This window comes from Streptomyces sp. NPDC093089 (assembly GCF_044754405.1).
In the GTDB taxonomy this organism is placed as follows: Bacteria; Actinomycetota; Actinomycetes; order Streptomycetales; family Streptomycetaceae; genus Streptomyces.
Map to the genome: position 1 here is coordinate 1 of NZ_JBIVPA010000013.1, position 26,295 is coordinate 26,295.

Sequence of the window (26,295 nt, forward strand, 5' to 3'; positions counted from 1 at the left end):
TCGTTCCTGTTTCCAGGCCCTCCGGGCGCTTCCTTCGTTTCCGACTCTATCAGATCTTTCCGATCCGATTTCCTCGGTGCTTTCCGGTCCCTTTTTGCTTTCGCTCCGGGGGCCTTTCGGCGGTTCCGACTTTATCAGAAGATCTGAGTCGAATTTCCCGCCTCCCGAAGAACCGTTAAGGCGCACGACGGCGCCGGGTGGTTCTCGATCTGGCGGAGCCGTAAACGTACTGGAGCGGGGCGCCCCGATGCAAATCGAGGGGCCCCGCTCCGGTGCGGCGCTGGTCAGGGCGCCTGTCAGACCTCTACGACGACCGGGAGGATCATCGGGCGGCGGCGGTAGGTGTCGGAGACCCACTTGCCGACGGTGCGGCGGATCAGCTGCTGGAGCTGGTGGGGTTCGACGACGCCGTCCTGGGCGGACTTGTTCAGGGCCTGGTCGACCTTCGGGATGACGGCGTCGAAGGCCGAGTCCTCGATGCCGGAGCCCCGGGCGTGGATGTTCGGACCGCTGACGATCTTGCCGGTCGAGGAGTCCACGACCACGAAGACCGAGATGATGCCCTCGTCACCGAGGATGCGGCGGTCCTTGAGGTGCGTCTCGGTGACGTCGCCGACCGAGAGGCCGTCCACGTACACGTAACCCGCCTGGACCTTGCCGGTGATGCGGGCGCGGCCGTCGATCAGGTCGACGACGACGCCGTCCTCGGCGATGACGATGTGATCCTTGGGGATGCCCGTCATGGCGCCGAGCTCGGCGTTGGCGCGCAGGTGGCGCCATTCGCCGTGGACCGGCATGAGGTTCTTCGGGCGGCAGATGTTGTAGAAGTACAGCAGCTCGCCGGCCGAGGCGTGGCCCGAGACGTGGACCTTGGCGTTGCCCTTGTGGACGACGTTGGCGCCCCAGCGGGTCAGGCCGTTGATCACGCGGTAGACCGCGTTCTCGTTGCCCGGGATGAGGGAGGACGCCAGGATCACGGTGTCGCCGGGGACGATCCGGATCTGGTGGTCGCGGTTGGCCATGCGGGACAGGGCGGCCATGGGCTCGCCCTGGGAGCCGGTGCAGACCAGCACGACCTCGTCGTCCGGCAGGTCGTCGAGGGTCTTCACGTCGACGACGAGGCCGGCCGGGACCCGGAGGTAGCCCAGGTCGCGGGCGATGCCCATGTTGCGGACCATAGAGCGGCCGACGAAGGCGACCCGGCGGCCGTACTCGTGGGCGGCGTCGAGGATCTGCTGGATGCGGTGCACGTGGCTGGCGAAGCTGGCCACGATGATGCGCTTCTGGGCGTTGGCGAAGACGTTCCGCAGGACGTTGGAGATGTCCTTCTCCGGCGGGACGAAGCCGGGGACCTCGGCGTTCGTCGAGTCGGACAGCAGGAGGTCGATGCCCTCCTCGCTGAGCCGCGCGAACGCGTGGAGGTCGGTGAGCCGGCCGTCCATCGGGAGCTGGTCCATCTTGAAGTCGCCGGTGGCGACGGCCATGCCCGCGGGGGTGCGGATGGCGACGGCCAGGGCGTCCGGGATGGAGTGGTTGACCGCGACGAACTCGCAGTCGAAGGGGCCGAGGGCCTCGCGGTCGCCCTCCTTCACCTCGAGGGTGTAGGGGCGGATGCGGTGCTCCTGGAGCTTGGCCTCGATCAGGGCGAGGGTCAGCTTGGAGCCGATGAGCGGGATGTCCGGCTTGAGCCGGAGGAGGTAGGGGACGGCACCGATGTGGTCCTCGTGGCCGTGCGTGAGCACGATGCCTTCGATGTCGTCGAGACGGTCCCGGATGATGGTGAAGTCGGGAAGGATCAGGTCGATGCCCGGCTGCTCCTCTTCGGGGAAGAGGACGCCGCAGTCGACGATGAGCAGACGGCCGTCGAACTCGAAGACCGTCATGTTGCGGCCGATCTCGCCGAGCCCGCCGAGCGGGATGACGCGCAGGGCGCCCTTCGGGAGCTTCGGCGGGGCGCCGAGTTCAGGATGCGGATGACTCAAAAGACTCTCCTCACCACGCGCGCCACGTACCGGTGGCACGTGGCGCGCATGACATTCGTGCACTTGCTGTTGTCAGTGTTCAGTTGTGAAGTCCGATGTCAGAGTTCTACCCCGCCGGCGGCCAGGTCGACCTTGAGCTGGTCCGTCTCCTGCGGGGAGAGCTCGACGAGCGGCGGCCGCAGGGGGCCGGCCGGGAGGCCCTGGAGGGCGAGGGCGGCCTTGGTGGTCATGACGCCCTGGGTGCGGAACATGCCGGTGTAGACCGGGAGCAGCTTCTGGTGGATCTCGGTGGCCTTCTGGACCTCGCCGCCGAGGTGGGCGTCGAGGAGGGCGCGGAGTTCCGGGGTGACGAGGTGGCCCACGACGGAGACGAAGCCGCAGGCGCCGACGGAGAGCAGCGGCAGGTTGAGCATGTCGTCGCCGGAGTACCAGGCGAGGCCGGAGCGGGCGATGGCCCAGCTGGCGCGGCCGAGGTCGCCCTTGGCGTCCTTGTTGGCGACGATGCGGGGGTGCTCGGCGAGGCGGACGATCGTCTCGGTGTCGATCGGGACGCCGCTGCGGCCCGGGATGTCGTAGAGCATGACCGGCAGGCCGGTGGAGTCGGCGATGGCCGAGAAGTGCCGGTACAGGCCCTCCTGCGGGGGCTTGTTGTAGTACGGCGTGACGGCGAGGAGGCCGTGGGCGCCGTCGCGCTCGGCGGCGCGGGCGAGCTCGACGGAGTGGTGGGTGTCGTTGGTGCCGATGCCGGCGACGATGTGGGCGCGGTCGCCGACCGCCTCCAGCACCGCTCGTACGAGCTCCGATTTCTCCGCGTCGCTGGTGGTGGGGGACTCGCCGGTGGTGCCGTTGATGACGAGGCCGTCGTTGCCTGCGTCCACCAGATGGGTGGCCAGTCGCTGGGCACCGTCGAGGTCGAGTGCGCCGTCCGCCGTGAAGGGCGTGACCATGGCGGTGAGGACCCGCCCGAAGGGGGTCTGCGGAGTGGAGATCGGAGCCATGGGTAACACGCTACTCGCTGCTCAGCGCCGGGTGTCCCCGAGGGGGACACGATAAAGGGAGCCCGGCGCTGCCTGCTCGGGGGTTCAGGCAGCGCCGGGTCCGTTTGATCAGCCTAGATGAACTTCTTGAAACGTCGCAATACGGACACTTCGTACGAGGTGTTCGGACATGCGTGCGCTACGGGGCCACACGGCCGTTCTTGTTGAAGGCGTCGTAGGTCAGCGGCATCAGCCGGGCCCAGTGCTCCTCCATCTTCTCGCCGACCATCTCGATCTCCCGCTGCGGGAAGGACGGGACCGCGGCGAGCTCGTGCTGGGTGCGCAGACCGAGGAAGTGCATGAGCGAGCGGGCGTTGCACGTGGCGTACATCGAGGAGAAGAGACCGACCGGGAGGACGGCGCGGGCGACCTCGCGGGCGACGCCGGCGGCCAGCATCTCCTGGTAGGTGGCGTACGCCTGACGGTACGAGTCCTCCATCGCGCGGCCGACGAGCTCGTGCTGCTCGGAGGTGCCCTCGACGAAGACGTACTTGCCCGGGCGGCCCTCCTGGACCAGCTTGCGGGAGGCGTCGGGGACGTAGAAGACCGGCTCCAGCTGCCTGTAGCGGCCCGACTCCTCGTTGTACGACCAGCCGACGCGGTGCCGCATGAACTCGCGGAACACGAAGATCGGCGCGCTGATGAAGAAGGTCATCGAGTTGTGCTCGAAGGGGCTGCCGTGGCGGTCCCGCATCAGGTAGTTGATGAGGCCCTTGGAGCGCTCCGGGTCCTTCTGGAGCTCTTCGAGGGACTGCTCGCCCGCCGTGGAGACCCGGGCCGCCCAGAGGACGTCGGAGTCGGCCGCCGCGCTCTTGACCAGCTCGACGGTGACGTCGCTCCGGAAGTCGATCTTCACGTTCTCGGTGGGGCTGTCGCTCACCAGCGGTCCTTCCAGTCGGGGTGCAGTCGCCCACTCTAACGACGTCCTACCGGAGGATGAGATTCGGCTGCTTTGGTGAAAAAGGGCACCAAAGTGCCGGTTCTGTCGTCTCTCTCTGTGAGGCACATCGACGACGCACATCGACGACCGAGGAGAGTGGACCTGATGTTCAGCCGGAAAGAGGCCGTACCGTTCGCGTTCGTCGCGGAGGCGGACCACTTCCGCAGTAACGTCACTCCGCCGCCACGGGAGCGTCCCGGCGCGGCGGAGATCATGGGCCGTACGCTGATCGGACTGACCGTCGTCGCCGGACTCGTCGGAGCTCTGATCTTCGGCATGCCGTCGCTCCAGTCGGGGGACTCGGCCACTCGTCAACAGCAGTCCGAAGCCTCCGACAACCGCTGAGGTAGCCTCACCGGGCACTGCCCCTTCGAGCGTGCCTGTGAGTGAGGACCTGTCGTGCCCCTGCCCTTCCTGACGGCCGACCGTGCTTTTGACACGACCGACCACGTCGCCCTGCCGTTCGACGACCACGACCAGTGGCGTCGTCCCTACCGGCCGGGGTCATGGCGGGTCGGGGCGGCGGCACTCGCGCTGCTGCTCGCCTCTTTCGTGCTGCTCGCCGCGGTGATCATCGCCGCCGCCGGGGCCTTCAGCGGCGCGCTCGCCACCTTCGGCATCGCCGCGCTCGTCATCGCCGCCGCCCTGCGCGTGCTGCGCATGGGGGCATGGGTGAGCCGCGCCGGGGTGCGGCGCGTGGGCTTCTTCTCCACCGTCACCGTGCCGTGGGCAAAGGTGACATCCGTGCGGACCACCCAGCAGCCGGTGCGCTGGCTGGGACTCCCCCGCACGGTCCAGGGCCAGGCCCTGGTGCTCGACCGGCAGGTCGGTGAGCAGCTGCTGCTGCTCACCGACCACAACGCCGACTTCCTCTCCCGTGTCGAGGCCTTCGACCGGGCGGCCGACACGGTCGAGGCGTGGAACGCCGAGTACGGCGTGGTCCCGGCCGCTACGCGCTGACCGGACGCCCCTCGTGGAGCGCGATGGCACGCTGCATCGCCTTGCGCGCCCGGGGGGTGTCGCGGGCGTCGTGGTAGGCGACCGCGAGCCGGAACCAGCAGCGCCAGTCCTCGGGTGAGTCCTCCGTCTCGGCCTTGCGCCGGGCGAAGACCTCGTCGGCCGAGTCCCGGTCGATCCGGCCGCCCTCGGAGCGCTTCAGCTCGTCGACGGGCAGGCCGCCCTCCGCCTCCAGTTCGGTGGCGAGGCGGCCGGCCCGGCGCGCGAACCGGGTGTTGTGCCAGAGGAACCAGCCGCCGACGCCGGGCAGCAGGAACGCCACTGCGCCCATGCCCATGGCGGCCGGCTCGCCGGTGAGGAGCAGCAGGACGCCCTCCATCGCCACCACGCCGAAGACGAGCACGAGGACGGTGGCCAGGAAGACGTACGTGATCTTTCCGCCCATGGCCGTCAGCCCAGGTCCAGGAAGTGCTCCAGGCCGAAGGTGAGGCCCGGAGCGGTGGTCACGCGGCGGGCGCCCAGCAGGATGCCCGGCATGAAGCTGGAGTGGTGCAGGGAGTCGTGGCGGACGGTGAGGGTCTCGCCCTCGCCGCCGAGCAGCACCTCCTGGTGGGCCAGCAGGCCCCGGAGGCGTACCGCGTGCACGGGCACGCCGTCGACGTCCGCCCCGCGCGCACCGGCGAGGGCGGTGGTCGTGGCGTCGGGCTGCGGGGCGCAGCCTGCCTTCGACCGGGCCTCGGCGATGAGCTGGGCGGTGCGGGTCGCCGTGCCGGAGGGCGCGTCGACCTTGTTCGGGTGGTGCAGTTCGACGACCTCGACCGACTCGAAGTACGGGGCGGCGATCTGCGCGAACTTCATGGTGAGGACCGCGCCGATGGAGAAGTTCGGGGCGATCAGGACGCCGGTCCCCGGGGAGGCGGCGAGCCAGCCGTTCAGCTGCGCGAGGCGTTCCTCGGTCCAGCCGGTGGTGCCGACGACCGCGTGGATGCCGTGCCCCACGCAGTATTCGAGGTTCTCCATGACCGAGGCCGGGGTCGTCAGCTCGACGACGACCTGTGCCCCCACCTCGGTGAGCGTCGCCAGGTCGTCCTCGCGGCCGAGCGCCGCGACCAGTTCCATGTCCTCGGCGGCCTCGACGGCCTTGACGGCCTCCGAGCCGATACGGCCCTTGGCTCCGAGGACCGCCACGCGCAGCTTGCTCATTGCTCTTCCTTAGGGGACTGGTGGGTCAGGAGACCGCTTGGTGGAGGCGGTCCGCCTGCTTGTCCTTCAGCGGGCCGATCACCGAGAGCGAGGGCCGCTGCTCCAGTACATCGCGGGCGACCTCGCGGACCTCGTCCGGGGTGACCGCCGCGATGCGGGTGAGCATGTCGTCGACCGACATCTGGGTGCCCCAGCAGAGCTCGCTCTTGCCGATGCGGTTCATCAGCGCGCCGGTGTCCTCCAGGCCGAGGACGGTCGATCCGGAGAGCTGGCCGACCGCGCGGGTGATCTCCTCGTCGGTGAGGCCGTCGGAGGCGACCTTGTCGAGCTCGTCCCGGCAGATCTTGAGGACGTCGTGGACCTGGCTGGGCCGGCAGCCCGCGTACACGCCGAAGAGGCCGCAGTCGGCGAAGCCCGAGGTGTACGAGTACACGCTGTAGGCCAGGCCGCGCTTCTCGCGGACCTCCTGGAAGAGGCGGGAGGACATGCCGCCGCCGAGGGCGGTGTTCAGCACGCCGAGGGCCCAGCGGCGCTCGTCGGTGCGGGCCAGGCCCGGCATGCCGAGGACCACGTGGGCCTGCTCGGTCCTGCGGTTCAGGAGCTCGACGCGGCCCGCGGTGCGCAGGGTGCGCCGGCCGTCGCGGGGGGCGACGGGGACGGCGTCGGTGCGGCCGAGGGCGCCGGCCTTCTCGAAGGCGCGGCGGACCTGGCGCACCACCGTGGCGTGGTCGACGTTGCCGGCGGCGGCGACGACCAGGTGGGTCGGGTCGTAGTGCTTCTTGTAGAAGCGGGCGATCTGGCCGCGGGTGAGCGCGTTGATGGTGTCGACGGTGCCGAGGACCGGGCGGCCCAGCGGGGTGTCGCCGAACATCGTCTGCGCGAACAGCTCGTGCACGACGTCGCCGGGGTCGTCCTCGGTCATCGCGATCTCTTCGAGGATGACACCGCGCTCGGCGTCCACGTCCTCGTCGAGGACGAGGGAGCCGGTGAGCATGTCGCAGACGACGTCGATCGCCAGCGGCAGGTCGGTGTCGAGGACCCGCGCGTAGTAGCAGGTGTACTCCTTCGCCGTGAAGGCGTTCATCTCGCCGCCGACCGCGTCGATCGCGGCGGAGATGTCGAGGGCGGACCGCTTGCGGGTGCCCTTGAAGAGGAGGTGCTCCAGGTAGTGGGTCGCGCCGTTGAGCGTCGGGGTCTCGTCGCGGGAGCCGACGTGCGCCCAGATGCCGAAGGTGGCGGAGCGCACGGAGGGGAGGGTCTCGGTGACGATCCGGAGGCCACCGGGGAGGGTCGTACGGCGGACCGTGCCGATGCCGTCCCTGCCCGGGAGAAGCGTTTGGGTACGGGCGACGGCCCGCCCCTCCGAAGAGGGGCGGGCCGTCGCGCGGGAACTACGGGACGTCACTTGGCAGCGTCGTCCTTGTCACCCTCGGCAGCGTCCTCGTCCGCGATCACGGGGATCAGGGACAGCTTGCCGCGCTGGTCGATCTCGGCGATCTCGACCTGGACCTTGGAGCCGATCGCGAGCACGTCCTCGACGTTCTCCACGCGCTTGCCACCGGCGAGCTTGCGGATCTGCGAGATGTGCAGCAGGCCGTCCTTGCCCGGGAGCAGGGAGACGAAGGCACCGAAGGTGGTGGTCTTGACGACCGTACCCAGGTAGCGCTCGCCGACCTCCGGCATGGTCGGGTTGGCGATGCCGTTGATCGTGGCGCGGGCGGCCTCGGCCTGCGAGCCCTGCTGGGCACCGATGTAGATGGTGCCGTCGTCCTCGATCGTGATCTCGGCGCCGGTGTCCTCCTGGATCTGGTTGATCATCTTGCCCTTGGGGCCGATGACCTCACCGATCTTGTCCACCGGGATCTTGACGGTGATGATGCGCGGCGCGTTCGGGGACATCTCGTCCGGAACGTCGATCGCCTCGTTCATCACGTCGAGGATGTGCAGACGCGCGTCGCGGGCCTGCTTCAGCGCGGCGGCCAGGACCGAGGCGGGGATGCCGTCGAGCTTGGTGTCGAGCTGCAGCGCGGTCACGAACTGCTTGGTGCCGGCGACCTTGAAGTCCATGTCGCCGAAGGCGTCCTCCGCACCGAGGATGTCGGTGAGGGCGACGTAGTGCGTCTGGCCGTCGATCTCCTCGGAGATCAGGCCCATGGCGATGCCGGCGACGGCGGCCTTGAGCGGCACACCGGCGTTCAGCAGCGACATGGTGGAGGCGCAGACGGAGCCCATCGACGTCGAGCCGTTCGAGCCGAGGGCCTCGGACACCTGACGGATCGCGTAGGGGAACTCCTCGCGGGTCGGGAGGACCGGCACGATGGCGCGCTCGGCGAGGGCGCCGTGGCCGATCTCGCGGCGCTTGGGCGAGCCCACGCGGCCGGTCTCGCCGACGGAGTACGGCGGGAAGTTGTAGTTGTGCATGTAGCGCTTGCGGGTCACCGGGGAGAGGGTGTCCAGCTGCTGCTCCATACGGAGCATGTTGAGGGTGGTGACGCCCAGGATCTGGGTCTCGCCACGCTCGAACAGCGCCGAGCCGTGCACGCGCGGGATGGCCTCGACCTCGGCCGCGAGCGTACGGATGTCCGTGAGGCCACGGCCGTCGATGCGGACCTTGTCCTTGATGACGCGCTCGCGGACCAGCTTCTTGGTCAGCGCGCGGTACGCGCCACCGATCTCCTTCTCGCGGCCCTCGAAGGCCGGGAGGAGCTTCTCGGCGGCGAGCTCCTTGATGCGGTCGAGCTCGGCCTCGCGCTCCTGCTTGCCGGCGATGGTGAGCGCCTTGGTGAGCTCACCCTTGACGGCGGCGGTGAGCGCCTCCAGGACGTCGTCCTGGTAGTCCAGGAAGACCGGGAACTCGCCGGTGGGCTTGGCGGCCTTGGCGGCGAGGTCCGACTGGGCCTTGCAGAGGACCTTGATGAAGGGCTTCGCGGCCTCGAGACCAGCGGCGACGACCTCCTCGGTCGGCGCCTCGGCGCCGCCCTTGACGAGCTCGATCGTCCGCTCGGTGGCCTCGGCCTCGACCATCATGATCGCGACGTCGCCGTCCTCCAGGACACGACCGGCGACCACCATGTCGAAGACGGCGTCCTCGAGCTCGGTGTGCGTCGGGAAGGCGACCCACTGGCCCTTGATCAGGGCGACGCGGGTGGCGCCGATGGGGCCGGAGAAGGGCAGGCCCGCCAGGATCGTCGACGCGGAGGCGGCGTTGATCGCGACCACGTCGTACAGGTGGTCGGGGTTGAGCGCCATGATCGTCTCGACGATCTGGATCTCGTTGCGCAGGCCCTTCTTGAAGGAGGGGCGCAGCGGGCGGTCGATCAGGCGGCAGGTGAGGATCGCGTCCTCGGAGGGGCGGCCCTCCCGGCGGAAGAAGGAGCCGGGGATCTTGCCGGCCGCGTACTGCCGCTCCTCGACGTCCACCGTGAGGGGGAAGAAGTCGAGCTGGTCCTTGGGCCGCTTCGAGGCGGTGGTCGCGGAGAGGACCATCGTGTCGTCGTCCAGGTAGGCGACGGCGGAGCCGGCGGCCTGCTTGGCCAGACGGCCGGTCTCGAAGCGGATGGTGCGGGTACCGAAGGCGCCGTTGTCGATGACGGCCTCGGCGTAGTGGGTCTCGTTCTCCACTAGCGGTTTCTCCTACGTGTTCGTCTTTGCGTCCTTCGGCCCGTGTGGCCGGGGACGGTGTGCGACGGTGGCGGAGAAGCTCGCCTCGGGTGCGGGCCGGTCTTCGATCGAAGCTCCCGGCGTTTCGTTTCCGGGGGCCACTACCGAGGACCGGCGGCTGGCCGGCGGCTTCTCGCTCGTCGTATGGGGTTGTGCGACCAGCCTAAGTGCCGATGCGCACTTTGTGCACGTACAGCAAAGGGAGCGGCCCCCTGAAAGTGGGAACCGCTCCCTCCACGGCGTCTTACTTGGCGCCGCCGGCCGCACCGCGGCGGATGCCGAGGCGGTCGACCAGCGCACGGAAGCGCTGGATGTCCTTCTTGGCCAGGTACTGCAGCAGGCGGCGGCGCTGGCCGACCAGGATCAGCAGACCACGGCGGGAGTGGTGGTCGTGCTTGTGCTGCTTGAGGTGCTCGGTCAGGTCCGAGATGCGACGGGACAGCATGGCGACCTGGACCTCGGGGGAGCCGGTGTCGCCCTCCTTGGTGCCGAACTCGGCCATGATCTGCTTCTTGACAGCGGCGTCGAGAGCCACGCGGATCTCCTCTAGGTGTTCGTGCGCCCGCGAGTGCCCCTGGTCTAGGTCTCAGGGGAAGCTTCCGTGACTCGACGGGCGAAGGTCCGATGGGCGCAGCTTCCAGAGGCATCCGAGTGAATCTCGGGGGCATACCGGGAGCGCGTACACAAACGGCCGTCACACAGCGTACCAGCTCGCCGGAGCGCCCCCGGTGGGGATTTCCGTTCGCGGCTATTTGCTGGTCAGCGCGCGGACCGAGGTGAAGACGTCGAGGACGGCGAGGCAGAGCGGCACGAGGGAGAGCAGGACGAAGCCCTCGGTGAGGTCGAGGAGGCGGCCCCAGAAGGGGGAGAGGCCCTTCTTCGGGATGATCAGGCCGATGGCGGTGATCAGCGCGGCTCCGGCGGCGACGGCCGCGGTGAGCCAGATCGTACGGATGTCGAGGCCGCCCCGGTCCCCGTACATGAGGAGGTCCTTCACCAGGTCGGCCGGCGGGTTCAGGGAGAGGCCGAGGACGAGCAGCGCGACGGCGGCGATGCCGGCGACCAGGACGCAGGCGACCTGCGAGGTGTAGCGGAAGAGGCGGGCACGCAGCAGCATCGCCAGGCCGGCGCCGAGGGCGAGGAACTGGCCCCAGACGTTTCCGGCGAAGCCGAGCACGGCGGCGGAGCCGACGACGACGGCCGCGCAGCCGCCGACCAGGCCGAGGAGCATCTCGTGGCCGCGGCGGGACTGGAGGGCGATGCGCTCGCCGTCGACGGGCTGCGCCTCCTCGCCGGGGTGCTGGGCGTCGCCGAGGAACTCGTCGTCGGCGGCGCTGCGCGGGGCCGCGTAACCGATGGGGAGGCGGGCGAAGCGGGCGGAGAGGCCGGGCAGGAAGGCGACCAGGCCGATGGCGACGGGGGCGCAGACGGCGGCCGTCTCGGTGGCGGTGGTCTCGGTGAGGATCGCGAGGAAGGTGGCGAGGGTGCCGACGCCGGCGAGGAAGGTGGCGGCGACGAAGGGCGCGTCGCCGCTGGGGGTGAGCGCGACGAGGGCGACCGCGGCGACGAGCACGGTGACGCAGCCGAGGAGGAACTGGAGGCGCCCGGGGCCCTCGCCGGCGTCGGGGCCGACGATGCCGGAGCCGGCGATGAGCAGCAGCGGCAGGGCGCCGAGGCCGAGGGCCACGGCGGTGGCCCGGTCGCCGTAGACGCGGGCGCGGACGCCGGCGAAGGCGGTGAGGAGGAGGCCGGCGGCGCCCGCGATGATCCCGGGCAGGCTGTGCATGTCGTGGCGGACGGGGTCGGCGAACCAGAGGACGAAGCCCATGAGGACGAGGAGCAGCACGCCGCCGAGGAGGCCGGCGCCGCGCAGCAGTTCGTCGCTCCACAGGTGCCGGTCGCGGGTGACGGCGGAGGCGACGGCGTCGGACACGTCGTCGTAGACGGCCGGCGGCAGCGACTGCGCGAACGGGCGCAGGGAGAGCACCTCGCCGTCGAGGACCTGCTGGGCGGCGAGCGTGCGGGCGCCGTCGAGGACGGATCCGTCGCGGCGGACCAGGTGGTACCCGGTGGGGGTGCCGGCGGCCTGGGTCTGCCCGGTGAGCCGCAGGATCTCCGGGTAGACGTCGGCGACGGCGATGTCCTCGGGGAGCGCGACGTCGATGCGGCTGTCCGGCGCCACGACGGTGACGCGGCAGAAGCCGGTCGCTGCGGTCGTACTCACGTGTCTGGACCCCCTGATTCGCGGTTGCGCACGATGCGCGCGCCACCCTACCGGGGACGGCCGGTGGGGGCTGCAAGTAGGATCGCCGTCCCATGGGGGAAGTCCGCGCGCTCGGTCGCCGACTGGGGTGCCGGTGCGGATGCTCCCGCCACGAGCCCGCCTCCAACGAGGGATTGATGCGCCGGTGAGCCAGATCGTCGTCAAACGCCCGCCGAGGGCGCTTCCACCGGAAGTGCCCGGCGAGGAACTGGTCCTGGAGTCCCCGCCGGAACTTCCGCGGGGGCAGCAGGAGTCGGCGCTGATGCAGCTCCTGCCGATGCTGGGCATGGGTTCCTCGGTGGTCTTCTTCTTCATGACGCCGTCGCCGATCATGCGGATCATGGGCACGCTGATGCTGGCGTCGACGGTCGCGATGGCCGTCGCCCAGTTCGTCAGATTCCGTCGCGGTACGCAGGGGCAAATGTCCGATGTCCGACGCGACTACCTCAAATACCTCGCCCAGACCCGGCGTACGGTCCGGCGGACGGCGCGCGCGCAGCGGGACGCGCAGCTGTATCTGCACCCGTCCCCCGAGCAGTTGTGGTCGGTGGTGGCCGAGGGGTCGCGGGTGTGGGAGCGCCGGGTCGGCGACCACGACTTCGGGCAGGCGCGCATAGGGCTCGGCGCACAGCAGTTGGCGACGCCGCTGGTGGCGCCCGACACGGCCCCGGTGGACGAGCTGGAGCCGTTGTGCGCGGGTGCGATGCAGCAGTTCCTCGCGGTGCACGGGACACTGGACGGGCTGCCGATGGCGGTCTCGATGCGGGCGTTCTACCACGTGACGGTGTCGGGCGAGCCGGAGTCGGCGCAGGCCGTGGCGCGTGCGCTGGTGGCTCAGTTGGTGACGCTGCACTCCCCCGACGACCTGATGCTCGCAGTGGTGGCGGCGCGGGCCTCGCAGGAGCGGTGGGACTGGACGAAGTGGCTGCCGCACACGCAGGTGCCCGGTCAGGTCGACGGGGCCGGTACGAAGCGGCTGTTCGGTGACGACCTCGGCGAACTGGAGAACCTGGTCCGTTCGAAGCTGGACGGGCGGCCGCGGTTCTCGCGGGAGAACCAGCCGGTGCTCGACCAGCCGCACGTGGTCGTCGTCCTCGACGGCGGGATGGTGCCGCCGGACTCGCTGCTCGCGGCGGCCGAGGGCCTCCAGGGCGTGACGATCGTGGAGGTGGTCTCCGGCGACCTCGACGAGCCGCGCGGCGGCCTGTCGGTGGTGGTGCGGCCGGGCCGGCTGCGCCTGGAGTCGGGCGGCGGGTTCGCGTACGAGGGGCTGCCGGACGGGATCTCGCTGCCGGCGGCCGAGGCGCTGGCCCGGCAGTTGGCGCCGCTGCGGATGGGCGGCGGTGACGACGACGAGCCGCTGCTCGCCAATCTGGACTTCACGGATCTGCTGAACCTCGGGGACGCCGAGTCGGTGGACGTGGCGCGGACCTGGCGGCCGCGGTCGGTGGCCGAGCGGCTGCGGGTGCCGATCGGTGTCGGCGAGGACGGCCAGCCGGTCATGCTGGACCTGAAGGAGGCCGCGCAGGAGGGCATGGGCCCGCACGGCCTGTGCGTGGGCGCGACGGGTTCCGGCAAGTCGGAGCTGCTGCGGACGCTGGTGCTCGGCCTGGCGGTGACGCACTCCTCGGAGACGCTGAACTTCGTCCTCGCGGACTTCAAGGGCGGCGCGACCTTCGCGGGCATGTCGCAGATGCCGCACGTGGCGGCGGTCATCACGAACCTGTCGGACGACCTGACGCTGGTCGACCGCATGGGCGACGCGATCCGCGGCGAGCTGCAGCGCCGCCAGGAGCTGCTGCGTTCGGCGGGCAACTACGCGAACATCCACGACTACGAGAAGGCGCGGGCGGCGGGCGCCCCGCTGGAGCCGCTGGCCTCGCTGGTCCTGGTGATCGACGAGTTCTCCGAACTCCTCACCGCCAAGCCCGACTTCATCGACATGTTCATCCAGATCGGCCGCATCGGCCGGTCGCTGGGCGTCCATCTGCTGCTGGCCTCGCAGCGCCTGGAGGAGGGCAAGCTGCGCGGCCTCGACACGTACCTCTCGTACCGGATCGGTCTGCGGACCTTCTCGGCGGCGGAGTCGCGGACGGCGATCGGCGTGCCGGACGCCTACCACCTGCCGTCGGTGCCGGGTTCGGGCTATCTGAAGTTCGGTACGGACGAGATGACCCGCTTCAAGGCGGCGTACGTGTCGGGGACGTACCGCACGGGCGGGCCTCGGCTGGAGATCGGGCAGCTGCCGGTGGAGCGGCGGCCCGCGCTGTTCACGGCGGCGCCGGTGCCGGTGGTGTACGCGGCGCCGGACCCGGCGTACCTGACGGCGCAGCGGGCCGAGGAGGACGACGCGCTCGCGGACACCGTCCTCGACGTGATCGTGCGCCGTCTGGAGGGGCAGGGCGTGCCGGCCCACCAGGTGTGGCTGCCGCCGCTCGACCAGGCGCCGTCGCTCGACCAGTTGCTCCCGGGGCTGGCGCAGACGGCGGACCGGGGCCTCACGGCGACGGAGTACACGCGGCAGGGCGCGCTCACCGTGCCGCTCGGCCTCATCGACAAGCCGTTCGAGCAGCGGCGCGAGGTGCTGTACCGGGACTTCTCGGGCGCGGCCGGCCACATGATGGTGGTCGGCGGTCCGCAGTCCGGCAAGTCGACGATCATGCGGTCGCTGATCTCGTCGTTCGCGCTCACCCACACCCCGGCCGAGGTGCAGTTCTACTGCCTGGACTTCGGTGGCGGCGGCATGGTGTCGCTCGCGGACCTGCCGCACGTCGGCGGGGTCGCGTCGCGGCTCGACCCGGAGCGGGTGCGGCGGACGGTCGCCGAGGTGATGGGCGTGCTCAACCGGCGGGAGGAGTTCTTCCGGACGCACTCCATCGACTCGATGGCGACCTACCGGCGCAAGCGGGCCGCGGGCGAGCTGCCGGGCGAGGCCTGGGGCGACGTGTTCCTGGTCGTGGACGGCTGGGGCGGCTTCCGCAACGACTACGACATGCTGGAGCCGATCGTCGCCGACATCGCGGCGCGCGGTCTGGGCTACGGCATCCACGTGGTGATCACCGCCTCCCGGTACATGGAGGTGCGGGCCGCGCTCAAGGACCAGATGCTGGGGCGGCTGGAGCTGCGGCTCGGTGACGTCATGGACTCGGAGTTCGACCGCAAGGTCGCGGCGAACGTGCCGACCGGGGTGCCGGGGCGCGGCCAGGTGCCGGAGAAGCTGCACTTCATGGGCGCGCTGCCGCGGATCGACGGGTCGAGCTCGTCCGCCGACCTGGCGGAGGGCACGGCGGCGTTCGTGCGCACGGTGAAGGCGAGCTGGACCGGTGCACCGGCACCGGCGGTGCGGCTGCTGCCGCGCAGGCTGCCGGCGGAGCAGCTGCCGAAGGGCTTCGAGTACCCGCAGCACGGCATCGCGATCGGCATCGACGAGACGAACCTGGAGCCGGTGTTCGTCGACTTCGAGGCGGATCCGTTCCTGCTGGTCTTCGGTGAGAGCGAGTCCGGCAAGACGGCGCTGCTGCGGCTCATCGCCAAGCAGTTGTGCGAGCGGTACACGCCGGAGCAGGCGCGGATCGTGGTGGGCGACTACCGGCGGACGATGCTGGAGGCCGTGGCGCCCTCGCACCTGCTGGAGTACGCGCCGATGGCGTCGGCCATGCAGATGCACATGGACGCGATCAGCACGGTGATGACGAAGCGGGCGCCGAAGCCGGACATCACGCCGCAGCAGCTGCGCGACCGCAGTTGGTGGACGGGACCGCAGCTGTTCGTGCTCGTCGACGACTTCGAGCTGGTGGCCACCAACTCGGGGAACCCGATGGCGGTCCTCGTGGAGAACCTGCCGTTCGCGCGGGACGTCGGCATCCGGTTCATCGTGGCGCGCAGCCAGGCGGGTGCCTCGCGGGCGATGTACGAGCCGTTCATGCAGCGGATGCGGGAGTTGGGCGCGCAGGGCGTGATCCTCTCCGGCGATCCGCAGGAGGGCGACGTCCTGGGCGGTGTCCGGGCGCGGCCGATGCCGCCGGGCCGGGGCACGTTCGTGTCGCGGAAGCGCGGGACGCCGCTGGTGCAGCTGGGCTGGCTGCCCGAACAGCACTGAGTGGAGCGGTCCCTCCCACTACTGTGGGAGGGACCGCCGTACCACCGCGAAGGGAAAGCGCCGATGACCGACGCCCACGAGACCACCGCCGAGAGCGCGGACGCCGCCCGGGCCGCGGAGAAGCAGCGGCAGAAGGACGAGTTGTACGCGCTCGACATCTCCGGCGTCGAGTGGCAGGGCGCTCCGGGGACGGACCCGGACGAGGAGCGGGTGGAGATCGCGCGCCTCCCCGAGGGAGCGGTGGCGATGCGCTCGTCCCTCGACAAGGAGACCGTGCTGCGGTACACGAAGGCCGAGTGGGACGCGTTCGTCCTGGGCGCCAGGGATGGCGAGTTCGACCTGCGCTAGCCGTGCCCCGGAGCGGGCACGCGTGAGGGGGCGGCCCGTCGGACGGGCCGCCCCCTCAGGTGTGCGCGGGGTGTCACATCATGCGGAACCGGGCCGCGTTGCCCTTGTCGGTGTCCTGGTAGCCGGCGACCGACTCGTCGAGGAGCTGGGCGATGCGCGCCAGGTCCTGGTTCATGCCGGCCATGTCGCGGGTGAGGCGGTCCTGGCTCTCGCGGTACGCGATCTTCGCCTCGCCCTCCCAGTTGGAGGCGACGCGGTTGACCTCGGCCATGAGGTCGTCGAGCTTCTGGGTGAGGGTGCTGGACGTCAGCCGGGTGTCGGCCGCCGCCTGCGTCACGGTGTCGTAATTGACCGCAGTGGTCATGGTGTTGACTCCTGGAGTGAGTGTGGCGCGGAGGACTGGTCTGTCGTGGCTCAGATGCCGAGGATGGCGCTCTGGTTGCCGCCACCGCCGCCGGAGCCGCCGCCGTCCATCGTGCGGAAGGAGCGCAGGCGGTCCTCCTCCTCGCGCGTGAACCCGTCGGCGCTCATGCGCATGATCTCCTCGAGCTTGGTGAGCTCGGCGCGCATGCTGCGCAGGCGCTGGTTCAGGTCGTTCTGGACCCGGTCGTACTCCTTGCTCGCAGCGCCCTGCCAGCCCGCCTGGACGCGGTCCACCACACCGTTGAGGGAGGTGATGCGGGCCTGGAGCTCGTCGGAGAAGTCCTGGATCCGGCCGGCGAGCTTGACTTGTTCGGCACTGGTTACGTTCAGGTCTTTCGACATCTTGCCCCTTCTTCCTTCGGCGGCGTCGACGGCCGGGCCGTCGGGCCATCCGGTCGTGATGCGGACGGGAATCTTCTGATGCCGCCCCCGTGCTGGGTTCGCACTCCCGTGCCCCCAGCGGTCACTGTAGCCATTGACGGCGACAGTTCCAACTGCAAAGGAAGGTCCGGATACTTGGCCGTGAGGCGGCTCATCGGACCCCCCTTCCGCGGCGGCTGTCGCGGATCACGACGGCCGTTCCGGCGACCACGGCCACCAGGACGCCGCCGATCCCCAACGCATAGGTGGCGAGCCGTTCGGAGCGCTCCTGGGGCGTCTCCGACAGCGCCAGGCGGGCCGCTTCGGGCGCCGGCGGCCTGGGCGGGCCCGGGTCGGGCGTGGGCGAGGCCGGCGGCACCCCGGGGCCGGCGTCGGCGAGTGCCCGTACGGGGTCGACGACGCCCCAGCCGACGTAGTCGTCACGCCCCTTGACGGAGCGGACGGCGGTCTGCTCGATCCGGGTGACGATCTGGGCCGCGCTCCACTCCGGGTACTTCGCGCGGAGCAGGACGGCGACGCCGGCGACGTACGGGGCGGAGAAGCTGGTGCCGTTGTCGACGCACTGGCCGCCGCCGGGGACCGTGGAGACGATGTCGACGCCGGGGGCGGCGACGCCCACGAAGGTGCCGGCCTGGGAGAACTCGGCGCGCTCGTTGTTCCGGTCGGAGGAGGCGACGGCGAGGACCCCGGGGAAGGCGGCGGGGTAGGTGTTCTTGCGGTTGCCGTCGATGCCGTCGTTGCCCGCGGAGGCGACGACGACGACGTCCTCGGCGATCGCCCGGGCGACGGCCCTGCCCATCGGCGAGTCGGGGCTCAGCGGCTGGGTGGTGTCCTGCGAGATGTTGATGACCTGCGCGCCCTTGGCGACGGCGTGGTCGATGGCCTTGGCCATCGTGTCGGACTTGCCGCTGTTCTTCTCGTCGTTCTGCCGGATCGGGATGACGGTCGACTCGGGGGCGAGGCCGACGAAGCCGGTGCCCTTGCGGGGGCGGGCGGCGATGATGCCGGCGACCTTGGTGCCGTGGCCGACGTCGTCGACGGTGCCGTCGGTCTTGCCGCGCTTCTCGTCGCCGAAGCCGGGGTTCTCCTTGTCGGGCGTGAGGTAGTCCTTGCCCGCCTTGGCGTCGACGGCTTCGCTCAGCTGCGGGTTGACGTCGTCGACGCCGGTGTCGATGACCGCGACCCGGACGCCCTTGCCCTTGGTGTCCTGCCACAGCTCGTCGAGGAGGACCCGCTGGAGCGGCCAGGGGATGCCCTCGATCTGCTTCTTCATGGGGAAGGTGCACTCGCCGCTGCCGTCGAGGCCGGGGCCGCCGTGGCGGGGCGCGGCGGCCGCGGCGGGTGCCGCGAGCAGGGCGGTGAGGGTGCCCGCGGCGAGCAGGGCCGCCGTGCGGTACGTCGTCGTCACCGGTGCCACCCCCTCAGGAACCCTGCGGCTGACGCGCGCTGTTGGTGTCGAGCCGCGGGCCCTTCGACAGGAACTCCGACCATTCGATCGGGACGAGGGCCGGCTTGACCTTCTCGTACCCGAGACGCTTCTGCGCGTCGCTGGGTTCCGGGCGTCCGCCGTTCTCCTTCTGTTCGCCGGCGCCGATCTCGGAGCGGGCGGAGTCGCTGTCGCCGTTGGACTGGACGGCGTACCGCAGTCCGGTGTCGGTGACGAGGAAGAGCGAGCCGTCGGGCGACTTCTGCTTGCCCTGGATCTGGGTGTAGAGCAGACCGCTGCCCGGGGTGACGTACGTGCTGGTGCCGCCGGCGGTGATGTCGGCGGGGTACTCGGTGCCGGCCCAGGTGGTGAGGGTGGTGTTGCCGGCCTCGTCGACGCCGGTGAGGACGCTGCAGACGGTGTCCCGGCCGCCGTCGGTGCCGGTGACGTCGTTGGCCTGGTCGGACTTCTTCGCCGGCCAGTGCGCGCGGGGCTGGAAGACGGTGGAGTCGGGTTCGAAGTCGGAGGCGTTGACGGCGGACGCCTTGCCGTCCATGTCGAGGGGGCCGGTCTGCGGGGCGTTGATGAGGAGCCAGGCGGTGAAGTCGCTGACGGGCCGGACCTTGCCGGGCAGTACGACGTACTGCTGGGGGCCCGAGCCGGTCTGGGCGACGAGGACCATGCCGACCCGGTTCTCGGTCGCGGTCAGGCCGCCGCCGGGGACGCCGGCGGGGGCGCCGACCTCGCCCTCGACGTGCGGGAAGTCGATCTCGTCGCCGGTCTTCAGGGTGGCGAGCCAGTCGTCGGTGACGGGCTGGGACTCCTTGTTGAGCCCGAAGAGGGTGGTGAGCAGTCCGGTGGAGTCGGCCTTCACCGGGTACTTGGTGCCGGTGTGGTCGACGAGGAAGCGGGCCTTCCCGGTCTGCCCCTGGACGTAGAGGACGTCCCCGTCCTTCAGCTTCCCCTTCCCCTCGGTGCGTTCCTGGTCCCGCTTGGCGAAGAGGAAGGTCGCCTTCTGGACGCTGGCGCCCTTGCCGCCGCCGGGCTGCTCGCAGACGGCCCAGCGCTTGGGCACGCCCGCGTCGTTCTCGGCGGGCAGCCGGTCGGGGGCGTAGGGGATGCCGAGGATGGGGCCGCGCGGCGGCTTGCCGAGGTCGAGCGTCTTGTCGTCGACCTGGACGACCTGGAACTGGTCGGGGTTGAGCAGGAGTCGGGCCGAGGCGAGGTTGAGGACGGGGTGGAGCAGGGTCTTCGCGTCCTTGCCATTGCCGGTCTGCAGCACGACGTAACGGGTCGTCGACTGCTTGCCGACGATGACCCGGGTGCCGGGGGTGTCCCAGCCCTTGGGAGCGGTCGGGCTGAACATGCCCCAGGCGCCGAACCCGGCGACGACGAGGGCGGCGACGATCAACCCGGGGACGATGGCCCGCAGCGGCTTCGGCGCCCCCTCCTCCGTTCCGGAGGGCGAGGGTTGGAGGAATGCCGCCACCGTGCGCTTCTTCGCAAAGGTGTACGCGTTGAGCTCGTCCCGGCGCGATGCCATGAGTCCCCATTCTCGTCAGGCGCAGTCTTCGCGCGGGGATCGGAGAGGTGGCGACCGGGCCCCGGCTGTCGGACCGGACCCCTACTATGCCTGCTGTCCCGTGGGGTTCGTGGGGCGGGTAGGGTGATCCGGCCGCCAAAGCCCTGGCGGGCCAGGGTGATCGGACGAATTGAGGGGGATTCTCCATCATGGCTTCCGCGACGCGGACGCGGCCCGCCGCGGCCGACGCCTCCGCGCCCCCGTCCACCGGACCCGCCTCCTCGGTCTCGCCGAGGCTCCAGGCACGTCCCGGACACTTCGGGTCGTTCCGATTGCAACAGCTCGTACTGATCGAGGTGGCGGCCGCGTTGCTCGCCGTCGCCTGGGTCGTGGAGCCGGTGCTGCTCGTGCCCGCGGGCGTGGTCGCCGTCGCGCTCGTCCTCCTGGCCCTGGTGCGCAGGCACCGGCGCTCCCTGCCGGAGTGGCTCGGCACCTTCCTCGCGCTGCGCGCCCGGTCGCGCCGGGCCTCCTCCTTCACGGTGCCGGCCGGCACCGAGCCGGGGCTCGCGCCGGTCGTGGAGTGCGATCCGGCGCTGCGGACCTACGCGTACAGCGACCGCGACCGCCGTCCGGTCGGGATGATCGGCGACGGCACCTTCCTCACCGCCGTCCTGCGGGTCGAGTCGGACGGCACCGCGCTGCGCCCGGACCGCGCGGCACGGCCGCTGCCCGTCGGGCTGGTCCGGGACGTCCTCGCGGTGGACGGCATCCGGCTGGAGTCGGCGCAGATCGTGCAGCACACGCAGCCGGCGCCCGCGCCGCACCTGCCCCCGCAGTCGATGGCCGCGCGCAACTACGGGCCGCTCCAGGCGCAGACGGGTTCGCCCGCGGTGCGGATCACCTGGATCGCCCTCAAGCTCGACCCCGAGCTCTGCCCGGAGGCGGTCGCCGCGCGCGGCGGCGGCATGACCGGCGCGCAGAAGTGCGTGGTGCGGGCGGCCGACCAGCTGGCGAGCCGGCTGGCGGGCGCGGGCTTCCGGGCGGACGTGCTGACCGAGCAGGAGCTCACGTCGGCCCTCGCCACCTCGACCTGCGCGAGCCCGATGGCCATCGCGCAGGCGGGCCGGGGCCAGGCGCAGACGCGGCGTACGCAGGAGACCGCGCGGACCTGGCGGGTGGACGACCGGCGGCACACGACGTACTGGGTGGGGCGCTGGCCCCAGCTGGGCGGCCGGAGCGGGGGCGCGGGGGCGTCGATGCCGCAGCTGGTGGCCCTGCTGACCTCGCTGCCCGCGCTCGCGACGACGTTCAGCCTGACGCTGAGCGGCGGGGACCGGCAGGAGGTGACCGTGACCGGGCACGTGCGGATCACCGGGCGCAGTGACGAGGAGCTCGTGGCCGCGCGGCACGAACTGGAGCGCGCGGCGCGCGGGGTGAGGACGGGTCTGGTGCGTCTCGACCGGGAACAGGTGCCGGGCATGCTCGCGACGCTGCCGCTGGGGGGTGCGCGCTGATGTCCACCGCCTCCTTCGGTACGCAGCCGCCCTCCGGCGCTTCCGGTTCCTTCGGTACGCAGTCCGGCTCCGGCGCGTTCGGTACGCAGTCCGGCTCCGGCGCCTCCGCTTCCCCGCGTACAAGCCGGGGGACGCGGCCCCGGTTCGGTTTCGGGCTCGTCGGGCCGCGCCGCGACCGGCATTCCGTTCCCCTGGATCAGCTGGACGCGCTGGCCCTGCCGGTCGGCGACGACGGCATGGTGATCGGCGTGGACGCCGAGAACCGGCCCGCCGTGCTCGGCATCAACCGCCCCGTGCCGTACGACGTCACCCTCATCGGCGGTCTGTGGACCGCGCAGGTCCTCGCGCTGCGGGCCGCCGCGACGGGGGCCCGGGTGGCCGTCGAGACCGGCCGCGCTCAGGCGTGGACGGCTCTCGCGCAGGCCGCCGGCGGCGGGCAGCCGTGCATCGCGCTGCACGACGTCGGCCGGGTGCCGCCGCAGGGCGCGTCGGCCGGCAGCCCGGTGGTCGTGGTCCGGGACTGCGGCATGCGGCCCCCGCGCGGCCGTGTGGTGTCGGCGCCCTGGCAGTCGGTGGTGACGCTGCTCCCCTATCTGAGCCCCGTCGCGCCCCGGCTCCTGGAGAAGTCCTCGCTCGTCGGGGTCCAGCGGGTGTCCCCGGACGAGGCGGCGCAGATCGGCCGGATCATGAGCCTCCCCCGTCACGAGTACGAGGCGCTGTCCACGCTCGCGGACGGGGTGACCCTCTGGTGCACCCAGAACGACCGCCAGTTCGTGATGACGCAGGCGACGGACGCCGAGACCGGATTGTTGGGCGGCGCGCGCCGCATGGACTGAGCGGCGACGAGGGGAAACGAAGTCGCTCGAATACGTCCGTTTTTGCAGCGTTTTGACATTGTTCTGAACGGTGGGGTTCTCACTCTGCGGCGCAACCGGGTCACTTGGGGGCGTGGACGGGCCGTGGAGACCTGTGCGGAGCGCCCGTCGGGCCTGCCCGGCGGATGCCCGCGCCGATTAGGCTGGACGGGCCCCGCCCACCACGGCACAAGGGTGCTCGACCACACCAGGAGGCAAAGTGAACGGCGATCGCGACGAGGTCCACGGGGGTTGGAATCCGCCCGCCGACGATCAGTCCGACGCGGATCCCGCCGAGATGACGGGTGAGTTCACCATCGACTACACCCCGCCCGCCTGGTACACGCAGAACGCGTCGGGCGGTACGGGGACGGGCGGTGTCACTCCCCCGCCCCCGAGCGGTACGCCGGTCCCGGTGCCCGGACTCCCTCCCGTCCCCGGCGTCCCCGTCCCCGGACTTCCGGCGGGCAGCGGCTTCGAACCCGGCTGGAACCAGACCCCGGCCCCGGCGGCACCGCCCGCGGCCGTGCCGCCGGTCGCCGTGCCGCCGGTCGCGCCCGCTCCGGCCGAGCCCTTCGCACCCGTCGCACCGGCCGTCGGGCCGCACGGGGGCGCGCCCGGCGCGCCCTTCGGTGGCGGAGACGTGGAGAGCGGCGCGACCATGCGCTTCTCCCCCGCCGCGCTGCAGCGCGAGATCGCCGAGCGCGCGGGCGCGACCTCCCCCGACGGAACCGGCGGTACGGGTGCGCCCGCCGGCACCGGCCCCGTCCCGATCACCACCGCGCCGGAGCCCGACGAGCCGATCCGGCTCGCCTCCGAGACGCCGCCGCCGGCCGAGACCGCCGCCGAGGGCGCTGACAGCGGTGACGGCGCTGACGGCTCGTCGGCGGAGGGCGTGGCGGACGAGTCGGCCACCGGCTCGGCCGGTGAGGACGTCGCGGCGGAGGCCGCGGCCGACGATGTGGCCGACGGCGACGCCGACCGCACGAACGACGCCGAAGCGGCCGCGGATTCCGTGGCGGTCGTCGACGCCGACGCCGAGTCCGTGTCCGGCACCGGCACCGGCACCGGCGTCGAGGCGGACGCCGCCGCGGACTCCGCGGGTTCCGGGGACTCCGCGGATTCCGGAGACTCCGGGTCCCTGACGGACGCCCCCGCTGCTCCCGACGCTTCCGGTGTTTCCGGCGCCGAGAGCCCGGCCGCGCCTGAGGCGGCGGTCGAGGCCGTCGAGGCGGCCGTTCCCCCGCCGTTCCCCGCCGCCGAACCGATCGACGGTGTTCCGGGCGCGCCCGGGGCGTACCCGATCGCCGCGCCGCAGGCCGGTGGCCCCGGTGCGGCTCCGGTCGCGGGGCCGTACCCGACCGCGGCGCCGCACGAGGTTCCCCCGCCGCAGGGCTTCGGTCCGGGCGCGGGCCAGGCGCCCTATCCGGGCGGGGCCGCCCCGCAGGGATCGGGTCCCGACGCGGGGCAGGCGCCGTATCCGGCCGCCGGTCCGCAGGCGGGTCAGCGCGGCCGGCCGGGTCAGCCGGGTGGTCACGGTGTGGCGCCCGGGCCGTTCCCGGCGCCCGGGTACCCGGCGGCGCCGGGCGCCGACGGCAGCATGCCCGGGGCGTACCCGGGTGCCGGTCAGCAGGGCCCGCAGGCGCCGCACGTTCCGCAGGGCGGGGCCGGGCTGCCGCCGCTGCCGCCGTCGTTCCAGCCGGCGGCTCCCGGGCCCGCGCAGCAGTGGCCCGCGCAGCCCGGTCCGGGCGGGCAGCCCGGTCCTGGCGGGCAGGAGCTGCCGCCGGCCGCGCCGCTGCCGCCGACCGCGGGCTGGCCGGCTCCGGCCGCGCCCGCCGCACCCACGGCGGCCGCGCCCGCTCCCGTACCGCCGCAGGCGCAGCCGCAGCCGGAGGCGCAGGGTGGCTACGGGTTCCCGCACCCCGGGACTCCGCCGCAGCAGGCCGGTTACGGCTACCCGCAGCAGCCCGGGGCCGGCGGGGGCGTACCGCCGCAGGCGCAGGCGCAGGGTGGGTACGGGTACCCGCAGCCCGGAGCCGTGGCGCCGGGGGCGCCTCAGGTGCCGCAGGCCCCGCAGCCGCAGGCGCAGCCGCCGCGGGAGGGCCAGCAGGCCGTCGATCCGCGGACGGGTGCGGCCTGGCCGTCGCCGGTGACGCACGACCAGCGGGAGCGGTCGGTGCCGGGGGCGCCGCTCGGGTACAACGCGGCCGTCGAGCTGTCGTCCGACCGTCTGCTCCGGAACAACAAGCAGAAGCCGAAGTCGAGCCGGACGCCGGGCAGCGCGGCCCGTTTCAAGCTGGGCGGCAAGAAGGAGGAGGCGGAGCGGCAGCGGAAGCTGGACCTGATCCGGACGCCGGTGCTCTCCTGCTACCGGATCGCGGTCATCTCGCTCAAGGGCGGTGTCGGCAAGACCACGACGACGACCGCGCTCGGGGCGACCCTGGCGACCGAGCGGCAGGACAAGATCCTGGCGATCGACGCGAACCCGGACGCCGGCACCCTGGGCCGCCGGGTGCGGCGCGAGACCGGGGCGACCATCCGCGACCTGGTGCAGGCGATCCCGTACCTCAACTCGTACATGGACATCCGCCGGTTCACCTCGCAGGCGCCGTCCGGTCTGGAGATCCTCGCCAACGACGTGGACCCGGCCGTCTCGACGACGTTCAACGACGAGGACTACCGGCGGGCGATCGACGTCCTCGGCAAGCAGTACCCGATCATCCTGACCGACTCGGGCACGGGTCTGCTGTACAGCGCCATGCGCGGGGTGCTCGACCTGGCCGACCAGCTGATCATCATCTCGACGCCGTCGGTGGACGGCGCGTCGAGCGCGTCGACGACGCTGGACTGGCTGTCCGCGCACGGCTACGCGGACCTGGTGCAGCGGTCCATCACGGTCATCTCCGGGGTCCGCGAGACCGGCAAGATGATCAAGGTCGAGGACATCGTCCAGCACTTCCAGACCCGCTGCCGCGGCGTCGTGGTCGTGCCCTTCGACGAGCACCTCTCGGCCGGCGCCGAGGTCGACCTCGACATGATGCGGCCGAAGACCCGGGAGGCGTACTTCCACCTCTCGGCGATGGTGGCCGAGGACTTCGTCCGCGCGCAGCAGGCGCAGGGCCTGTGGACCGGCGACGGCCAGGGTGCGGTGCCGCCGCACATGGCGCCGCCGATGCCGGGTCAGCCGATGCCGGGTCAGCACGTGCCCGGCCAGCCGATGCCGGGTCAGCCGACGCACGGTCAGTACGCGCCGCCCGGGCAGCCGGTCCCCGGTCAGCCGTACGCGCCCCAGGTGCCGCAGCCCGGACAGCCGTACCCGCAGCAGCCGGGTCAGCCCTACCCGTCCCAGACGTACCCGCAGCCGGGTCAGCCGATGCCGGGGCAGGCGATGCCCGGTCAGTACGCGCCCGGGCAGTACGCACCGGGACAGTACGCGCCGGGGCAGCCCGCTCCCGGGCAGCCGTATCCGGCGCAGGTGCCGCAGCCCGGACAGCCGTACCCGCAGCAGCCGGGTCAGCCGGGCGTGCCCCAGGCCTGGCAGCAGCAGCCGGCGCCGTCTCAGCCGGGGCAGCCGCTGCCCCCGCAGGCGGACCCGGAGACGCCTCCGCAGGCACCGCCAGCCCCTCAGCAGTAAGGCGTCACAGGCATAGACCAATGAGGCTCCGTATCGGCTCTCCGATACGGAG

20 protein-coding genes are annotated in these 26,295 nt (G+C 71.8%); 7 read left to right on the forward strand and 13 right to left on the reverse strand.

Going from position 1 to position 26,295, the window contains the following annotated elements; translation table 11 throughout:
* Window positions 1–296: 296 nt before the first annotated feature.
* From ACIQFX_RS27990 to thyX, 3 genes are all read right to left on the reverse strand, one after another.
* Window positions 297–1,982: a ribonuclease J gene (locus ACIQFX_RS27990; protein WP_402468825.1), complete on the reverse strand. Its 1,686-nt coding sequence runs from the start codon at window positions 1,980–1,982 to the stop codon at window positions 297–299.
* A gap of 98 nt (window positions 1,983–2,080) precedes the next feature.
* Window positions 2,081–2,980 carry a 4-hydroxy-tetrahydrodipicolinate synthase gene (gene dapA, locus ACIQFX_RS27995; protein WP_402468827.1) on the reverse strand — a complete coding sequence of 300 codons (900 nt, stop codon included), beginning with the start codon at window positions 2,978–2,980 and terminating at the stop codon, window positions 2,081–2,083.
* Between the two features lie 178 nt (window positions 2,981–3,158).
* Window positions 3,159–3,899: an FAD-dependent thymidylate synthase gene (gene thyX, locus ACIQFX_RS28000; protein WP_402468829.1), complete on the reverse strand. Its 741-nt coding sequence runs from the start codon at window positions 3,897–3,899 to the stop codon at window positions 3,159–3,161.
* Window positions 3,900–4,064: 165 nt separating this feature from the next.
* Here thyX and ACIQFX_RS28005 point away from each other — a divergent pair, with 165 nt between their 5' ends.
* Together ACIQFX_RS28005 and ACIQFX_RS28010 are read left to right on the forward strand one after the other, a co-directional pair.
* The gene (locus ACIQFX_RS28005) at window positions 4,065–4,304 is read left to right on the forward strand and encodes a hypothetical protein (protein ID WP_367826712.1); all 240 of its coding nucleotides are present in this window, start codon (window positions 4,065–4,067) and stop codon (window positions 4,302–4,304) included.
* Between the two features lie 54 nt (window positions 4,305–4,358).
* Entirely contained in the window at window positions 4,359–4,919 is a 561-nt protein-coding gene (locus ACIQFX_RS28010) for a hypothetical protein (RefSeq protein ID WP_402468831.1), read from the forward strand.
* Here ACIQFX_RS28010 and ACIQFX_RS28015 read toward each other — a convergent pair.
* From ACIQFX_RS28015 to eccD, 6 genes are all read right to left on the reverse strand, one after another.
* The gene (locus ACIQFX_RS28015; RefSeq protein WP_367826714.1) at window positions 4,909–5,361 is read right to left on the reverse strand and encodes a hypothetical protein; all 453 of its coding nucleotides are present in this window, start codon (window positions 5,359–5,361) and stop codon (window positions 4,909–4,911) included. The genes ACIQFX_RS28010 and ACIQFX_RS28015 overlap by 11 nt on opposite strands.
* A gap of 5 nt (window positions 5,362–5,366) precedes the next feature.
* Entirely contained in the window at window positions 5,367–6,119 is a 753-nt protein-coding gene (gene dapB, locus ACIQFX_RS28020; RefSeq protein WP_402468833.1) for a 4-hydroxy-tetrahydrodipicolinate reductase, read from the reverse strand.
* A gap of 25 nt (window positions 6,120–6,144) precedes the next feature.
* Window positions 6,145–7,524: a M16 family metallopeptidase gene (locus ACIQFX_RS28025; RefSeq protein WP_402468835.1), complete on the reverse strand. Its 1,380-nt coding sequence runs from the start codon at window positions 7,522–7,524 to the stop codon at window positions 6,145–6,147.
* On the reverse strand, window positions 7,521–9,740 hold the full coding sequence (locus ACIQFX_RS28030) for a polyribonucleotide nucleotidyltransferase (RefSeq protein ID WP_402468837.1): 2,220 nt from the start codon (window positions 9,738–9,740) through the stop codon (window positions 7,521–7,523). The genes ACIQFX_RS28025 and ACIQFX_RS28030 overlap by 4 nt, the downstream gene beginning before the upstream one ends.
* A 283-nt stretch (window positions 9,741–10,023) precedes the next feature.
* Window positions 10,024–10,314: a 30S ribosomal protein S15 gene (gene rpsO / locus ACIQFX_RS28035; protein ID WP_030693282.1), complete on the reverse strand. Its 291-nt coding sequence runs from the start codon at window positions 10,312–10,314 to the stop codon at window positions 10,024–10,026.
* 213 nt (window positions 10,315–10,527) lie between these two features.
* The gene (gene eccD / locus ACIQFX_RS28040) at window positions 10,528–12,003 is read right to left on the reverse strand and encodes a type VII secretion integral membrane protein EccD (RefSeq protein WP_402468840.1); all 1,476 of its coding nucleotides are present in this window, start codon (window positions 12,001–12,003) and stop codon (window positions 10,528–10,530) included.
* A 184-nt stretch (window positions 12,004–12,187) separates the two neighbouring features.
* Here eccD and eccCa point away from each other — a divergent pair, with 184 nt between their 5' ends.
* Together eccCa and ACIQFX_RS28050 are read left to right on the forward strand one after the other, a co-directional pair.
* Window positions 12,188–16,141: a type VII secretion protein EccCa gene (gene eccCa / locus ACIQFX_RS28045; protein ID WP_402468842.1), complete on the forward strand. Its 3,954-nt coding sequence runs from the start codon at window positions 12,188–12,190 to the stop codon at window positions 16,139–16,141.
* A gap of 63 nt (window positions 16,142–16,204) precedes the next feature.
* Complete coding sequence (locus ACIQFX_RS28050) at window positions 16,205–16,489, forward strand: DUF397 domain-containing protein (RefSeq protein WP_402468845.1); 285 nt, start codon at window positions 16,205–16,207, stop codon at window positions 16,487–16,489.
* A gap of 73 nt (window positions 16,490–16,562) precedes the next feature.
* Here the strand turns inward: ACIQFX_RS28050 and ACIQFX_RS28055 are convergent, their stop codons facing one another.
* The 4 genes from ACIQFX_RS28055 to eccB all read right to left on the reverse strand — a co-directional run bounded on the left by ACIQFX_RS28055 (window position 16,563) and on the right by eccB (window position 20,262).
* On the reverse strand, window positions 16,563–16,853 hold the full coding sequence (locus tag ACIQFX_RS28055) for a WXG100 family type VII secretion target (RefSeq protein ID WP_017235850.1): 291 nt from the start codon (window positions 16,851–16,853) through the stop codon (window positions 16,563–16,565).
* A 50-nt stretch (window positions 16,854–16,903) separates the two neighbouring features.
* Window positions 16,904–17,254, reverse strand: a complete 351-nt coding sequence (locus ACIQFX_RS28060; RefSeq protein WP_376480946.1) for a WXG100 family type VII secretion target — start codon at window positions 17,252–17,254, stop codon at window positions 16,904–16,906.
* 190 nt (window positions 17,255–17,444) lie between these two features.
* Window positions 17,445–18,701: a type VII secretion-associated serine protease mycosin gene (gene mycP, locus ACIQFX_RS28065; RefSeq protein WP_402468849.1), complete on the reverse strand. Its 1,257-nt coding sequence runs from the start codon at window positions 18,699–18,701 to the stop codon at window positions 17,445–17,447.
* Between the two features lie 13 nt (window positions 18,702–18,714).
* Window positions 18,715–20,262 carry a type VII secretion protein EccB gene (gene eccB, locus ACIQFX_RS28070; RefSeq protein ID WP_402468851.1) on the reverse strand — a complete coding sequence of 516 codons (1,548 nt, stop codon included), beginning with the start codon at window positions 20,260–20,262 and terminating at the stop codon, window positions 18,715–18,717.
* A gap of 188 nt (window positions 20,263–20,450) precedes the next feature.
* Here eccB and eccE point away from each other — a divergent pair, with 188 nt between their 5' ends.
* From eccE to ACIQFX_RS28085, 3 genes are all read left to right on the forward strand, one after another.
* Window positions 20,451–21,755 carry a type VII secretion protein EccE gene (gene eccE, locus ACIQFX_RS28075; protein ID WP_402468854.1) on the forward strand — a complete coding sequence of 435 codons (1,305 nt, stop codon included), beginning with the start codon at window positions 20,451–20,453 and terminating at the stop codon, window positions 21,753–21,755.
* Window positions 21,755–22,591, forward strand: a complete 837-nt coding sequence (locus ACIQFX_RS28080; RefSeq protein WP_402468856.1) for a hypothetical protein — start codon at window positions 21,755–21,757, stop codon at window positions 22,589–22,591. Before eccE ends, ACIQFX_RS28080 begins: the two co-directional genes overlap by 1 nt.
* Before the next feature lie 238 nt (window positions 22,592–22,829).
* Window positions 22,830–26,243 (forward strand): SCO5717 family growth-regulating ATPase, encoded by a 3,414-nt coding sequence (locus ACIQFX_RS28085; RefSeq protein ID WP_402468859.1) that lies wholly within the window; start codon window positions 22,830–22,832, stop codon window positions 26,241–26,243.
* The last annotated feature ends 52 nt before the right edge of the window (window positions 26,244–26,295 follow it).

Coding starts and splice junctions, on each gene's coding strand:
- ACIQFX_RS28005 (WP_367826712.1), top strand. CDS start 4,065: ATGTTCAGCCGGAAAGAGGCCGTACCGTTCGCGTTCGTCGCGGAGGCG.
- dapA (WP_402468827.1), bottom strand. CDS start 2,980: ATGGCTCCGATCTCCACTCCGCAGACCCCCTTCGGGCGGGTCCTCACC.
- ACIQFX_RS28055 (WP_017235850.1), bottom strand. CDS start 16,853: ATGACCACTGCGGTCAATTACGACACCGTGACGCAGGCGGCGGCCGAC.
- ACIQFX_RS28050 (WP_402468845.1), top strand. CDS start 16,205: ATGACCGACGCCCACGAGACCACCGCCGAGAGCGCGGACGCCGCCCGG.
- eccB (WP_402468851.1), bottom strand. CDS start 20,262: ATGGCATCGCGCCGGGACGAGCTCAACGCGTACACCTTTGCGAAGAAG.
- ACIQFX_RS28060 (WP_376480946.1), bottom strand. CDS start 17,254: ATGTCGAAAGACCTGAACGTAACCAGTGCCGAACAAGTCAAGCTCGCC.
- ACIQFX_RS28015 (WP_367826714.1), bottom strand. CDS start 5,361: ATGGGCGGAAAGATCACGTACGTCTTCCTGGCCACCGTCCTCGTGCTC.
- ACIQFX_RS28080 (WP_402468856.1), top strand. CDS start 21,755: ATGTCCACCGCCTCCTTCGGTACGCAGCCGCCCTCCGGCGCTTCCGGT.
- dapB (WP_402468833.1), bottom strand. CDS start 6,119: ATGAGCAAGCTGCGCGTGGCGGTCCTCGGAGCCAAGGGCCGTATCGGC.
- eccE (WP_402468854.1), top strand. CDS start 20,451: ATGGCTTCCGCGACGCGGACGCGGCCCGCCGCGGCCGACGCCTCCGCG.